Source organism: Solibacillus sp. FSL W8-0474 (assembly GCF_038004065.1).
GTDB classification, from domain to species: Bacteria; Bacillota; Bacilli; order Bacillales_A; family Planococcaceae; genus Solibacillus; species Solibacillus faecavium.
Genome location: NZ_JBBOQJ010000001.1, coordinates 3815577 through 3829520, shown reverse-complemented (window position 1 = coordinate 3829520; position 13944 = coordinate 3815577). Strand labels below are relative to the sequence as shown.

13 protein-coding genes are annotated in these 13944 nt (G+C 36.6%); 7 read left to right on the top strand and 6 right to left on the bottom strand.

Going from position 1 to position 13944, the window contains the following annotated elements; translation table 11 throughout:
• Positions 1 to 45: 45 nt before the first annotated feature.
• Together NYE67_RS19350 and NYE67_RS19345 are read right to left on the bottom strand one after the other, a co-directional pair.
• The gene (locus tag NYE67_RS19350; protein WP_340730820.1) at positions 46 to 1227 is read right to left on the bottom strand and encodes a M20 metallopeptidase family protein; all 1182 of its coding nucleotides are present in this window, start codon (positions 1225 to 1227) and stop codon (positions 46 to 48) included.
• 9 nt (positions 1228 to 1236) lie between these two features.
• On the bottom strand, positions 1237 to 1776 hold the full coding sequence (locus NYE67_RS19345; protein ID WP_340730819.1) for a GNAT family N-acetyltransferase: 540 nt from the start codon (positions 1774 to 1776) through the stop codon (positions 1237 to 1239).
• 425 nt (positions 1777 to 2201) lie between these two features.
• On the opposite strand from NYE67_RS19345, the gene NYE67_RS19340 reads away from it, so the two are divergent.
• Positions 2202 to 3905 (top strand): putative bifunctional diguanylate cyclase/phosphodiesterase, encoded by a 1704-nt coding sequence (locus tag NYE67_RS19340; RefSeq protein WP_340726449.1) that lies wholly within the window; start codon positions 2202 to 2204, stop codon positions 3903 to 3905.
• 44 nt (positions 3906 to 3949) lie between these two features.
• On the opposite strand, the gene NYE67_RS19335 is transcribed toward NYE67_RS19340, so the two are convergent.
• Positions 3950 to 4354 carry a PH domain-containing protein gene (locus NYE67_RS19335; protein ID WP_340730818.1) on the bottom strand — a complete coding sequence of 135 codons (405 nt, stop codon included), beginning with the start codon at positions 4352 to 4354 and terminating at the stop codon, positions 3950 to 3952.
• Between the two features lie 136 nt (positions 4355 to 4490).
• Positions 4491 to 5702: an NAD(P)/FAD-dependent oxidoreductase gene (locus NYE67_RS19330; protein WP_340730817.1), complete on the bottom strand. Its 1212-nt coding sequence runs from the start codon at positions 5700 to 5702 to the stop codon at positions 4491 to 4493.
• Between the two features lie 119 nt (positions 5703 to 5821).
• Here NYE67_RS19330 and NYE67_RS19325 point away from each other — a divergent pair, with 119 nt between their 5' ends.
• The 4 genes from NYE67_RS19325 (at position 5822) to NYE67_RS19310 (ending at position 8395) form a co-directional block, all read left to right on the top strand.
• Positions 5822 to 6481 carry a phospholipid phosphatase gene (locus tag NYE67_RS19325; protein ID WP_340730816.1) on the top strand — a complete coding sequence of 220 codons (660 nt, stop codon included), beginning with the start codon at positions 5822 to 5824 and terminating at the stop codon, positions 6479 to 6481.
• A gap of 118 nt (positions 6482 to 6599) precedes the next feature.
• Positions 6600 to 6914, top strand: coding sequence for a PadR family transcriptional regulator (locus NYE67_RS19320; RefSeq protein WP_191701435.1), 315 nt, complete (start codon positions 6600 to 6602; stop codon positions 6912 to 6914).
• A 1-nt stretch (position 6915) separates the two neighbouring features.
• On the top strand, positions 6916 to 7962 hold the full coding sequence (locus NYE67_RS19315; protein WP_340730815.1) for a DUF4097 family beta strand repeat-containing protein: 1047 nt from the start codon (positions 6916 to 6918) through the stop codon (positions 7960 to 7962).
• Between the two features lie 76 nt (positions 7963 to 8038).
• Entirely contained in the window at positions 8039 to 8395 is a 357-nt protein-coding gene (locus NYE67_RS19310) for a hypothetical protein (RefSeq protein WP_340730814.1), read from the top strand.
• Between the two features lie 343 nt (positions 8396 to 8738).
• Here NYE67_RS19310 and NYE67_RS19305 read toward each other — a convergent pair whose 3' ends face one another.
• Together NYE67_RS19305 and NYE67_RS19300 are read right to left on the bottom strand one after the other, a co-directional pair.
• Entirely contained in the window at positions 8739 to 10451 is a 1713-nt protein-coding gene (locus tag NYE67_RS19305; RefSeq protein WP_340730813.1) for an ABC transporter ATP-binding protein, read from the bottom strand.
• Positions 10448 to 11182 carry a MerR family transcriptional regulator gene (locus NYE67_RS19300; protein WP_340730812.1) on the bottom strand — a complete coding sequence of 245 codons (735 nt, stop codon included), beginning with the start codon at positions 11180 to 11182 and terminating at the stop codon, positions 10448 to 10450. The genes NYE67_RS19305 and NYE67_RS19300 overlap by 4 nt, the downstream gene beginning before the upstream one ends.
• A 334-nt stretch (positions 11183 to 11516) precedes the next feature.
• On the opposite strand from NYE67_RS19300, the gene NYE67_RS19295 reads away from it, so the two are divergent.
• Both NYE67_RS19295 and NYE67_RS19290 read left to right on the top strand, forming a co-directional pair.
• A complete protein-coding gene (locus NYE67_RS19295; RefSeq protein ID WP_340726441.1) occupies positions 11517 to 13073 on the top strand; it encodes an NlpC/P60 family protein in 1557 nt (518 codons plus the stop codon).
• A gap of 119 nt (positions 13074 to 13192) precedes the next feature.
• Positions 13193 to 13597 (top strand): DUF948 domain-containing protein, encoded by a 405-nt coding sequence (locus NYE67_RS19290; RefSeq protein WP_340730811.1) that lies wholly within the window; start codon positions 13193 to 13195, stop codon positions 13595 to 13597.
• The last annotated feature ends 347 nt before the right edge of the window (positions 13598 to 13944 follow it).

The following is a 13944-nucleotide window of genomic DNA, read 5'->3' as shown; positions in this document are numbered from 1 at the left end:
ATTGGAAGGATCTATCCGGAAATAGAGATAGATAGATCCCAAGAATTACTTTAGTACGCCATGTAATGTCAGTGCTTGTAAAAATACCTCACTTATATGCAGCATAGACTGTTCATCAACATCAAATTTCGGATGGTGATGCGGGTAAATAGCATTTATGTCGTCATTACCGCCACCAACGAAGAAGAATGTACCGGGCTTTTCCTGCAAATAATACGTAAAATCTTCGGCACCCATACGAGGCGGTACATCTATTACTTGAAGCTTTGGTAAATTAATTGAAACGGCTTTGCGTAAAGCAGCTGTTTCGACAGGATGATTGTATACTGCATCATAACCACGTGTATAGTCAAAATCCAGCTTTGCGTCGTATTGAATTTCAATGGCCTTGCATAAATTATTTAACTTTTGCTCTACCATATCGCGCACTTCGGGATTGAATGTGCGTACAGTCCCTTTTAAGTAGGCCTTATCAGGTATGACATTGCCGACGGTTCCACTTTCAATTTTGCCTACAGTAATAACAGCGGATTCAATCGGATCAGTATTACGGCTTACAATCGGCTGTACACCGAAAACAAATTGAGCTGCTGCGACAATCGGATCAATTGTTTCATGCGGAGCTGCTCCGTGACCGCCTTTTCCTTGAATTGTCAGTTCAAAAAAGTCTGCAGCGGCCATCGCATATTCTTCACAAAACAGCACCTTACCGAGCTCGCTCCATGAAGCAACATGTGCACCATATACGTAATCGACCCCCTCCAAACAACCTGCCTCTACCATAGCCTTTGCACCGCCGGGAACAACTTCTTCAGCGAACTGGTGAATAAAAACGATATTTCCGTGTAAAATTTCACGTGCATCGGCAAGTGCTTTGGCTAAACCAAGAAGTGCAGCTGTATGAATATCGTGCCCACACGCGTGACTTATCCCATCAATTTTAGATTTGTAAGACACATCCTTTTCATCTTGAATCGGAAGTGCGTCAAAATCTGCACGAAATGCAATAGTTGGTCCATCAAAGGCACCTTTTAACACCCCAACAACACCATTACCGCCAACGTTTTCTTTTACTTCAATTCCAAATGAAGCAAGTTTTTCAGCAATAAGTTTTGGTGTATTTACTTCTTTAAAAGAAAGCTCAGGATACATGTGTAAATGTCTTCTTATATCTATCATCTCACTAAAATTTGCCTGAAGTTTTTCCGAAATGCTCAACTCATCCACCCCTAAATTTTATTGATGTAAAGCTTTCCATTCTTCTCGTAAAATGCCCATACGAATTGAATCGTAATAATGTCCTTCATAATAACGGACTTTACGAATGCGCGCTTCCATTTGCATGCCAAGTTTTTCACCGACATGAATCATCCGTTCATTGCCTGACCAAGTGGTGAATCCAACCCGAACAAGTGGCATAGATTCAAATAAATGTTCAATCCATAATTTCAATGCGCGTGTGCCGATGCCTTTACCCCAAGAGCCAGCTTCGTGCAAAACAATGCCGATTTCAAGCCATTGTGACGGCTTATGCTCCCAATAATACGTAATAATCCCGCGTACGACACCAGCTACTTCAATAACCCAAAAGCTGTCATCACCAATCCAGTCACCATTTTTTTGAATAAAGCTTTCGTAAGGGATAGCTTTATGCGGATAGTAGGGTGCATCCCACTTTTTCCACTCAGGTTGTTCCTCTTTATAAATTAGTTCCCATAAGCGTTTCATATCATTTTCATTAATAGGTCGAATTGTTAATTCTTGATTGTTATACATTGTTTTCCTCTTTTCAATTGTTCTTTTCTGTAAATAGATTGAAAAGAGCATAATGTCTACTTTTCAATCACCTTTGCCATGTTTTTCATCTGAATCATCCTTTCTAAAACTAAGTTAATACTATTTTATCAGAAAATTAAGTGAAATATAAATAGAGTTTTACTAAAAAGGAAATTAAAGGGTGTATACTTTGTTTATTTTATAAAATCATCCATTCTAATAGAAAATAATATGGATAGGCAAGAAGATAATCGTGATAGATTATAAAAATAGGAGTAAAAGGTAAAGATTAATGAAAATGAGCCGAATTTAATGATATGTACTATTAATAATGTTTATTTAGAACTATAATAACTCATTAAAGAGGCGCTGGTAATATAATATAGTAATAGAAAATATTCACAAGTTAAATGTGAGGTGGAGGAATGGTTAAAATAGAAGAGACAAATGTCCTAGGTTCAATGCAACTTACAGTAGAAGAATTACAAAATATAAAATTGGCATTAGACGAAGCCTCCATTTTAGCTGTTACTGACCAACGCGGTGTAATTACAATGGTAAATGACCGATTTTGTGAAATATCTAAATATGAAAGAAATGAGCTAATTGGACAGGACCACCGACTGTTAAACTCAGCTTACCACCCGAAAACATTTTTTAAGGAAATGTGGCGTACAATTGGTTCAGGGCAAACGTGGCATGGGGAAATATGTAACTGTGCTAAAGATGGATCAATATATTGGGTGCAAACAACGATTGTCCCTTTTTTAAACTCTAAAGGAAAACCGTATCAATATATTTCTATACGTTCAGATATTACAGCTCGGAAGAAAATCGGCGAAATGATACATATCGCCCATCATGATGATTTGACAGGACTACAAAATCGCCGTCAATTAATAAATGACTTAAATAAACTGATAGAAGTAGAAAATCACCCGTTCACTCTTATGCTGTTTGATGTAAATCGCTTTAAAAATATTAATGATGGTTTAGGTCATCATATAGGTGATATTTTCTTGGTGGAAATAGCTCAACGCATGAAAACTTTAAATAGTGATGAAGTCACTTTTTACCGATTAAGTGGAGATGAGTTTGTTTGTATTTTAAAGGAACCCACATTACTGGAAAAAATTGTGGATGATCTCCAAATGCAATTTCAGCGGCAATTTGATTTAAATAATCATAAATTTTATGCATCAATTAGTATAGGCGCCGTGAATTTCCCCGATCATGGTCAGTCAGCGCAGGACATCCTAAAATATGCAGATATTGCGATGTATGAAGCGAAGAAAAGCAATAATAAAAGCTATGTAATGTATAAAAAGCAGCAACGTTTTTCGCATAATCAAATGCTGAAATTAGAAACGAGATTGCATGATGCAATTATTAACGAGGCATTTGAACTATATTACCAACCTAAAGTAAATTTGCAGACGAATAAAATTGATGGAATGGAAGCACTTATTCGCTGGTTTGATGATGAACTTGGCTTTGTTGCACCGGACCAATTTATACCCTTTGCCGAAGAGGTTGGTTTTATAACAGATATTAGTGAATGGGTCATTGCTAAAGCTGGACGCCAAGTTATGAAATGGAATGAACAATTTAACTTGAACATGCGAGTTGCTGTTAATATTTCACCAAGCCATTTGAAAGCAGAAAATTTTATTGAGCGATTGAAAACTATATTAAAAACCAATGAAATTTCCCCGAGTTCATTGGAAATAGAAATTACCGAAATGAGCTTTCTAGATCAAAATGTAGATTTACTAAGCACGATAATGCAATTGAAAGAAATGGGAATTACATTAGCGATTGATGATTTTGGTACAGGCTACTCGTCACTGAGCTATTTGAAAAGATTTCCGGTAGACCTGTTAAAAATTGATCGTTCGTTCATCCATGAAATGTATAAAAATGAAGCGGATGTTGCAATGGTAGCAGCTATAATTACATTAGCGCGGGCACTCGATTTAAAAATAGTTGCAGAAGGTGTGGAGGAATATAAAGACTTATTGCTACTACGTGATTTTAATTGTGAGTTTGTCCAAGGCTATTATTACAGCCGACCATTAACTATTGAAGATTTTTCAAAACGATTAAGTGAAAAGGGCATACAAGTATAACGATCCACGCATGTTGATGTATTGAGCATGCGTGGTATTTTGAGTTATGGAATTAACTTTATATTTGGGTTTATTTCGAGCAGTATTTTAACAAAGCCTTCTTTGTCTTTAGGGGAGACAAGGATGACCTCACTAAAAGTAGTATTATATGTAATTTCGATACGGTCTATTGACATTGCGGGTGCAGAAAGCGGATTTTTCGATGGGCGTAAGCTTCGTATTTGTTCAATATCAATACGTTTCTTATAAATACCGCCATATACAATTAGCTCTTCACCCTCGATAATATATTTTGTTCCAAAAAATAATGTTGCTAACAAAACGGTTACAATTGTAGTAACTAGCATTAAAATTGCATTAGGTTCCGTTATTACTCCATAAATCATTGAAATAGGTACAGCGAGAAAAATAGCTGCCATCCACCAATCAACCTTTGATTTGAAAATCAATATATTTCCCCCCTTAAATAATGTATTAATTATATTGTAAATGGATGTAATTATACTAATCAATGAAACTTTAGGAAGCTGAAAATAAAAAGCCATGGATGTCTTTGCAAACTAATAGACAAACCATGGCGGTTATTTATTTAATACCATATTTACGGTCTAATGTAACAATACGTGCATCGGCATTAGGTCGGTTCATGATTAAGTCAGCTATAATTTTTGATCCGAGCATGCTATAAACTGTACCGTTGCCGCCAAAGCCAAGCAAATAATAATGATTTGGCTCTTCAGGATGTTGCCCAATGAATGGTAGGTGGTCCAATGATTCGCCGAACGATGCACAATATTTATATGGTGCATGAAAGGTTTCATTAGGTAATAACTCATGGAGTTTATCGAGTAGGCTATTTGCCATTGCATCAACCTTTGTTTCATGTTTGGCAGGTGATGCCTTCTTTTCATCCAATCCTCCTATTATAATGCGGTTGTCCACCGTTTTTCTCATGTATAAATATGGACGGGCTGTTTCCCAAATGAGTGCGTTTTCATACCAACGCTCGAAGCTCGGTTTTTGCTCAGTAACAATCGCATAGGAACGATTAATGTCTGCCCCTTCCATTGTTCCGTATGGAAGACGCTCATAACCGGTTGTATAGACAATGCGGGATGCTTTAAAGTCACCATTCATTGTCCGCAGTATAACCTCATTTCCTTCATTTTCAATAACATTGGCAAACGTATTTTCAAATAAATCCATTCCTTGATCTATTAGCTGTTCTGCTAAAGAGACAACAAGTTTATAAGGATTTACTTCTGCATCATTATTCGTGTACAATGCAGCTGGCGCTTTAAAAGGCAACCGCTTTTCTACGATAAGTTCGTTCCAGAACTCAGCAGGAAATCCGTGTTTAACCAACATTTCACACTCTTTTTCCAGTAGTTTTACATCGCCTTTTTTACTTGCAAAACAGATGCTTGGGCGACGTATAAAATCTGCCTGATCTAGTAATGAAGATGTTATTTCCTCTAATTGATCAACTGCTTCATAGCAAAGTTTATAAAAGCGTACGGCATCCTCTTCACCTATCAATTCGCTCAGTTCATACAACTGAATGTCATTTGAATATTGGAGAAGCCCTGTATTTGCGGCAGTACTGCCATAGCCGAGTTCGTTTCTTTCTAGCACAGCTACGGTTAATCCCTCATCCATTAATGCCTTTGCCGTTAATATTCCACTCATTCCGGCGCCAACTACGATGGCATCATAATGCGGCTTAATAGGTGGGTTTGAATGTTGTTTTTTAACGAATGTACTAGGCCAAAACAATAAACCGTTGTGCAATTCCATAAATAATCCCCCTTATAATCATCTAGAGAATAATTCCCGCTTGATATCATTTCTAATCTTTAAATTTTATAAAATTGGGTAAAAGAGGAAAGAGTTGAAATTAGGAGGAGGTATTGTAAATGGATCCTTACATTTTCGGATTTTTCGCATTAGCTTATATTGTTATCTTGATTTGGGGAATTGCAAAACATAAAAAAACAGCTTCGGCTATTATATTTTTTGTTATTCTTGCCCTTATTTATGATAATGCAATATTAGCGGTAGGGCATTTGTTTGGAGAAGGGGAGTTACTGAAAAATTTAAGTTATGGACGATTCTGGCTTCACGCAATCTTTACCCCAACTTTGATCATTTTTTCATTACTTGTCATGAGAGAAGCGAATATTGAATTTGCATATAAAAAATGGGTTGCCTTTTCATTTGGTGCATTATGGATTGTGGCAATGATTGTCGAGTATTTTATGGAATTAAGCGGTCTTGAACTCGCACCAAAAGAGTCATATGGGGTGCTTAACTATAGTACAACCGAAGCCGCCTCAGGACCACCACCCATGATTTTAATTGTTCTTGTGGCGTTATTAATTGCTGCAGTTACGCTTGCCTGGAAAAGAAAGTGGTGGTGGATGCTTGTTGGAACCATCTTTATGACAATCGGCAGTGCGGTTCCTATTGATATTGGGAGCGATGCGATTACAAATGCCTTCGAATTATTTTTAATTGCAACATTGATGTGGACAGCTATCCATTTCTCTAATGATAGAGCTTATAAAAGGTTTTAAAAAAGTTGTGCTAAGTTTTTTACTTAGCACAATTATTTTTTGTACACTACCTTGCAATGAACAGTAGTGTTTGATACACTACTGTATATAAAACAATAGTGAGGTGTGAGGTGAAGTAGTGAATCCTCAATTTAAAAAAGGTGTATTGAATTTATGTGTACTCGCCTTGTTAGAGCAGAAAGATATGTACGGATATGAGCTTGTCCAGGCGATCTCAACACAAATAGAAATTTCAGAAGGCTCGGTCTATCCGTTGTTGCGCAGGCTCACAAAAGATGGACTTTTTACAACGTACTTAATGGAGTCTACAGAGGGGCCACCACGCAAATATTATCAAATTACCGAACAAGGCATTGAACAACTAAACAGCTTACGTAATGAATGGGAAAGTTTTATTTCAGGTGTAAATACTTTAATTCAAGGGAGCAAATAAAATGAACGAACAACAATTTTTAATTTTACTTGATCACCATTTAGAAAAATTACAGCAGCAAGAGCGGGAGGATATTCGCCGAGACTTTGAGGAGTATTTCGAAAATGGTCGTGCCGAGGGAAAAACGACAGAGGAAATCATTCAATCGTTCGGAAATATAAAGGAGTTAGCCGAAGAACTTCTTGCCTCATATGATGAAGAGGATTTCACAGAGAATATGGCCATTATGAAAAATGATGAAACGATTCCATATCGCAATGTAGAGATAGAAGCTGACGGAGTGAACATATTAATTATTCCAACAGATGCTAGTGAGGCAATGATTGAAGCAAAGGATAAGGACAACTTAACAGAAGCAACGATGGAAATTAAAAATGATACACTTTTTATTGCCGTAAAACGTCAAGAACAAGTTCGCCGTTTTTGGTTTATAACGATAGTAGGGTCAATCAATCCTATAGATACGGTTATTCATTTGCCGAAAAAACAATATGAGAAGCTAAAAATTAATAATGACAGTGGGCGTATTAAGGTATCCGAAACAGTCGCACAGCAATTTTATTTAAGATCAGATAACGGTCGTATTTTAACAGATCATATTCAAGGGAAGATGCTTGATGCTCACTCTGCTAATGGGCGTGTCGTACTTACAGAAACTAATATTAAAAATGTAAAAGCAAGTTCAAATAATGGTCGAATTATTGCAGAGAATGTAGTTGGTCAGCAACTACAATTAGAATCTGATAACGGGCGTGTAGAACTGAAAGATGTTGTAGGGCAAATTAAAGCACAATCAAGAAATGGACGGATTGTAGCCCAATTAAAAACTGTGCAATCTCCATTAAATTTTGCATCCGATAACGGGCAAATTTTATTAAGCACAGAAGGAAAGCTAGAAAATGTTGAAATTGAAAGTTCGACTGCCTGGGGTTCTGTCTCTATTTATAATGAAAAAACGTCGCATTATACACATGGAACGAAAGAACATCGAATTCAATTGAAAACTAGTAATGGGAAAATTACAGTAGAGGATCGGTTAGTACTGTAATCATTGTCAAAATTAGAATTTCATCGTCATAATCCGTATAATAAAACTAATGATAGTTGAAATGGAGTCGTTAACGATGAAAACATATAGCTTTAAATTATTTGGTGGCTATAAGGTGATGCTGGATCAAAGGGATATAATAATTGACTATGCGGGGGAGAAGTTCCTTTTTATAAAAAAAGCAAAACCTCGCAAAAAGGCCATTCCTTATCAGGAGATTTTACGAGTAGATTATAAGGAATCCGGCATGACATTCGGTTATGTACGTCTTATTACCGAGCACAACGCCCCCTATGTTAGCAGTTCTTATGTTGCTCAGCATGATGAAAATTCTTGGATGGTAGAAAAAGATGAAATCGGTAAATTAAACGAAGTGTTGGATTTACTGAAAAAACAATGTAAAAATATAGAGTTCGTTCATATGAAAGCTTAGCTAATATGCTAAACTTTTTTGTTTGAAAACTAAATTAACATTGAACCGTTGATTTCCATTCCGGGACCGATGCTTTCCCCGGGCACGGCTCCAGCTAACTAAATTGCGCCTACCACGGCAGGCACAATTTAGTGGATCTTCCGCGCGTGCGTTTCCCGGTGGAGTCACGGTCCCTCCACTCCAATCAACTTATTAATTCCTTTAAATAGGAGAAATTTTTTAACAACTTGTCCCTGCTAAGCATCTAGTTGAAATTTATAATAAAAAGACAAAAGGCCTCTCGAGACATTTTGTCGACAATCGGAAGTACCCAATTTATTTTGGATACTTCCTTATATATATATTAAATCGTTTGCATTTTTGACCACAGCTGCTTGTAATAGGAGTGGGAGTTAATCAGTTCCTCATGTGTGCCTGCGCCTGAAAGCTGGCCTTCTTCAAATAGTAGTATTTGATCGGCATTTGTAATCGTTGAAAGACGGTGGGCGATAATAATCGTCGTCCGGTTTTTCATCAATGCCTGCAAAGCAAGCTGAACTTCCCGTTCTGATTCATTATCTAAATTAGATGTTGCCTCATCTAATAATAATATTTGGGGGTTACGTAAAATTGCCCGGGCTATCGCAATTCGTTGTTTTTGGCCGCCGGATAATTTAATGCCGCCTTCACCAACCTCGGTATCCAAGCCCCGTTCCAATGCCATAACAAAATCATATGCATATGCAGCTCGTAATGCTTCCACAACCTGCGCCTCTGTTGCATCATGTTGACCGTATAATACATTTTCACGTATTGAACCATTCATAAGCGGGGCATCCTGGGTTACATAGCCGAACAGCTTTCGCCATTCATATAAGTTATATTGTTCAATATTTGTCTGCCCATATAAAATTTCACCATCTGTCACTTCATAAAAACGTTCAATTAAGGAAAACATCGTCGTTTTCCCCCCGCCACTAGTACTTACAAATGCGGTCGTTTTGCCAGCAGGAATTGTAAAGTTCATTCCTTTTAAAATAGGCTGCTCGGCATACTGAAATTTTACATTTTGAAAGGCGATTGCCTGTGCAGTAGTTGGGATAACAGAGCCAGGAATCTTTTCAGTCGCCTGTGAAATGATGGATTGAATACGCTCTGTGGCACCGAGTGCTTTTTGTAATGCAGTAAAAAATGTAGCCATTTGTGTAAATGGAATAATAATTTGTACTAAATAAATCATTATCGCTACAAGTGCCCCTGAAGAAATTGCACCAGTAGAAACCTGAGTACCACCGTAACCGAACAAGAGAATTAGAACAACCATCATAATAAGTGTCATAATCGGGGACAAAATAGCTAAAATTTTAGCTTCCTTTAGACCGAATCGATAAAGTTGCTCAATACGGTTTTCTCCACGCTCCTTTTCCAAACGCTCAGTTTGAGACGATTTCACGAGTCGAATATTCGATAATACCCGGCCTAGATGTCCGCTGAATGAAGCAAGTTCATCTTGATTGGCTTTTGCTATTTTATGCATTCTTTGTCCAAGCGGTATTGTGACAAAAATGGCAAGTGGCACAGCAATTAACATAAGTAATGTCATCTTCCAGTCAATCCACAATAAAATTGCTATCGCTCCAATAATAGAGAAAATACCTGAAACGAAGCTGACAAGATGACTTGTCACTAATTCTTTAACAACGCTTGTATCTTGTGTAATACGGCTCATCGTTTCACCCGATTCATGGGCATCAAAATAAGGTGTTTTTAAATGTAAAATGTGCTGCCATAGTGTATTGCGTAAATTTGCAACAATACGTTCTCCAAGCATGCGCATTAAGAAATAGGTAAGACCGCTTAGTATTGCTTGAATAACTAAAATGACCGCTACAGCGGTTACCGCTGTCCATGCAAATCCAGTACTCGAAAAATCATTGATCATATTCATTGTAAATAGGGGTACGGCTAAAGAAGCGAGTGTTTCAATAATGCTTAAGGCAAAAACAACTATGACTAGCCTTTTTGGGAATTTACTTCTTTTTACGAGTGCCCATAATTGCTTAAGTTGAACGTTCATGTAATAACCTCCTCTAGTATTTTTAACCGCTCAACTTGTTCCATTAACCAATTTTCCTCTTCAGTAGTAAAAGGAATTGAAAATAACCAATTATCAACTTCAATTGTCTCATATTTCCCGAATTCCTGAACTAAACTTTGCGCTAAATCCTGCGGGATAATACTAAATAAACGTTCGATGATCTCTTTTAATACAGTATCAGTAGGAGTGCAAATAAAAGCTTGCTTTATTTCATGTACACTTTCAATATAGCACCGATTAATTTCGATAAAGTTCATACCAAAATAGCTATATATGCGATCAATTAGTTGTTCAGGAATATATTGTCTTAAATAGTCCCTTTGAGCATCCTCTGTTAATAAACTATGGATAACGAGCAATAATGTCGTAGGATCAACAGCCGTATGTTCTTGGTGTATATGAATGGCGGTATCGATTGTTGAAATCATTTGTTCAAGTTGTTTTTTCTTTATGAGTAACTGGTATTTTTGCTGTTCCAAAGATTCAAGTAAGGAATCGTTCTTTTCCAGAAGTTCCTTAATATCCTCTAAAGAATAATCAAGGTATTTAAAAGTTACAATCTTTTGAACTGTAATTATACTGTCGTCATTATAATAGCGCTGTCCGCCATCAGAAATATAGGCCGGTTTCAGTAAGCCTTTTTCACCGTAGTACCGTAATGTACGAATTGTAATGCCAGTTTTTTTAGAGAATACCCCAATTGAATACATTCATTTCCACCCCTTTATATGTAGTATAAAAGCTAACGTAACGTCACATGCAATAAAAAATATTTAAACAATATTCATATAAAAAGTTATTACGTTATTGTCGAAAAGTGTTGCAATATGTTTCACGTGAAAACTTTTGACCTAAATTTAAATATATAAATAACCGAATATAATAAAAATTTGTAAAAATTAAAAAACATTAACAGAAAACATAGATAAAAAATACAATAAATACTATTATATTTAGTAAGAAAGAGTTAGGTTGTTAAGTAGATTTTCTGCTTTTTTATACAAATTAGTTTCCAACAACGACGATAGTGAGGAGAGAGTGTTTATGTTTCGAAGGATTTTGTTTCAATTTGTAGTAATATGTATTTTTTTGTCGGCAGCAAACGGTGTAGGGTATGCTAATACATTTCCGGATGTTCAGCAGGGCACAAAATTAAGCGAAGAGCTTACTGTTTTAAGTGATTTTGGTGGAGTCACGATAGTGCCAAATGAACCTTTTCGGGTAAATGATGCAATAACAAGATATGAAGCGGCAGAACTTATCGTTCGAACAATGCAAATTGATTCTGAAGCTATAGCAATACCTACATATGAAGATATTTCAGTAGATGACCCTCGCATGCCAATTATCGCAGCGATTACAGAGCTGCGTATTATGACAGGGTTTGAAGGTAAATTTAATCCCGATACAAAACTCACGCGTGCACAGGCAGTGAAAATCCTTGCGCATGCTTTTAGCTTATCAGGGCAAGCAAAGGTGACTTATACAGATATTCCTAAAAATCATAGTGGGGCAAATGCCATTCAAGCTTTTGTAGCAAACCAAATTCTATTTCCTGCAAAAAACGAAAAGTTTAATCCAAACGCAATGATGACACGCGGGAATTTTGCTTCTTATGTTGCAAGAATTATCGAACCATCACTACGACCTACTGAACCAGAACAACCAGTTTTTGAAAGTTGTGTTAAAGAAACGAATAAAAAAAGATATGTAGTCGATGTTGCAGTAACAAATTTATGGAATAAACCAAATCAAGCGCGTGCTGTTGATTATCCTTCAACGAAAAATCCAGTAGAAATGCAAAAGTGGGTTTCATCGTTAAGCTTATCTCAGAAAAAGTGGCTAGTTGGACGTACAGATACGCAAGCATTGTACGGGGATGAGGTTACGCTGCTTGATACAAAAGGAAAATGGCAACGAGTGGCGGCAAAAGATCAATATGTACCGTATTTAAAAGCGGGTTACCCAGGCTGGGTACCACAAAGCCATATCGCAACGACGAATAAAAATTACGATGACTGTGCCATTGCAATCATAACTTCACAAAAAGCACACTTGTTTGAGGAAGATGCAAAAACAAAATTTCTTCAAATTAGTTATGCGACGATTTTACCTGTAATCGATGAAGATAAAAAGTATTATTACGTCGAGACACCAAGTGATGGCGTTAAGCTATTAAAGAAGGGGGACGCAAAATCGTATACAGCATATAGCAAAGTGCCAAAACCAACAGCACAAACGATTATTAAAGAAGCGAAGCGTTATTTAGATCTACCGTATTTATGGGCAGGAACATCTTCATGGGGATATGATTGTTCAGGAATTTTATATGCGGTATTTAAAGCGCACGGCATTATGATACCCCGAGATTCATTTTACCAAGCGACAGGCGGGAAAGCAGTTGCAAAGAAAGACTTAAAGCCTGGAGACCTTGTATTTTTTGCTTATAATGGCGGCAAAGGGAAAGTATATCATGTCGGTCTGTATGTGGGGGAAGGTAAAATGCTGCATGCCCCACATTATGCGTCAAAAGTGAAAATTGAATCGATGAATAATGGCGCCTATAAAAAGAATTACTCAGGAGCAAGACGTTATTTATAAAAAATGAGGTGTGTTGAAAGAGGGAAAGCTTTTAACACACTTTCGTATTTTTTCAGATGTATTAATAATTGCCAAATGGGTATATGTATTAAAATAGAGGAATAGAAGGAGGTATATTAATGAATAGTTGGCTTTTGGCTTCAATTATAATATTAGGAATAGCTGTTGTTGTTTTAGTTGGATGTATAGTTGCTGTTCTAGGACCAATAAAAAAAATCGTCACTTTATTATTGGCACGTGTTGAAGGTATCCAAAAACAGATGAGCTATATTCAAACTGAAATAATAAAGTTAACGGAAACAATGGATCGTTTAAAAACCGATATTGAATTTAAAAAGGACTCTGTTCAATCTGTTATTCATTCAGTAAAAAATACCGGGACTATATTAAACGAGGTGAGTGATGTCTCCTATGACAGGACTTCGGCTGTTATGAAAAAGGCAAATAATGATCCACAACGACAAGCGGAAGTTAAAGCGTGGACAAATACAGTGATGAGTTATATAAACCGCAAAGCACAATGAGTAAAAGTATAAGGCTGTGTTAAAAGTCAGGTTGACTTTTAGCACAGTTTTTTTGGGTTTTAAAACAGCGTGCGCATAAAAAGATGTGCTATGTAAATTTATAATTGCTTTTGAAAGCGTTTTTATTGTGTGCTATAACAGATGATGCTAGCTAATGATCTATTCTTCTAAATTAAATTTAAAACCGATAAAAGTGAGGTGTCACAAAGTGTTCAAAGAAAGCGTTTTATTTTTGAACACATTGTGAAAAGGGGTATTTTCCACTTTTAATTTTATAAAAAGAGAGTACAATGTGAAGTAAGAAAGTTGTTATATAACAAGTCGCAAAAGTCATTGGGGAATAGGCT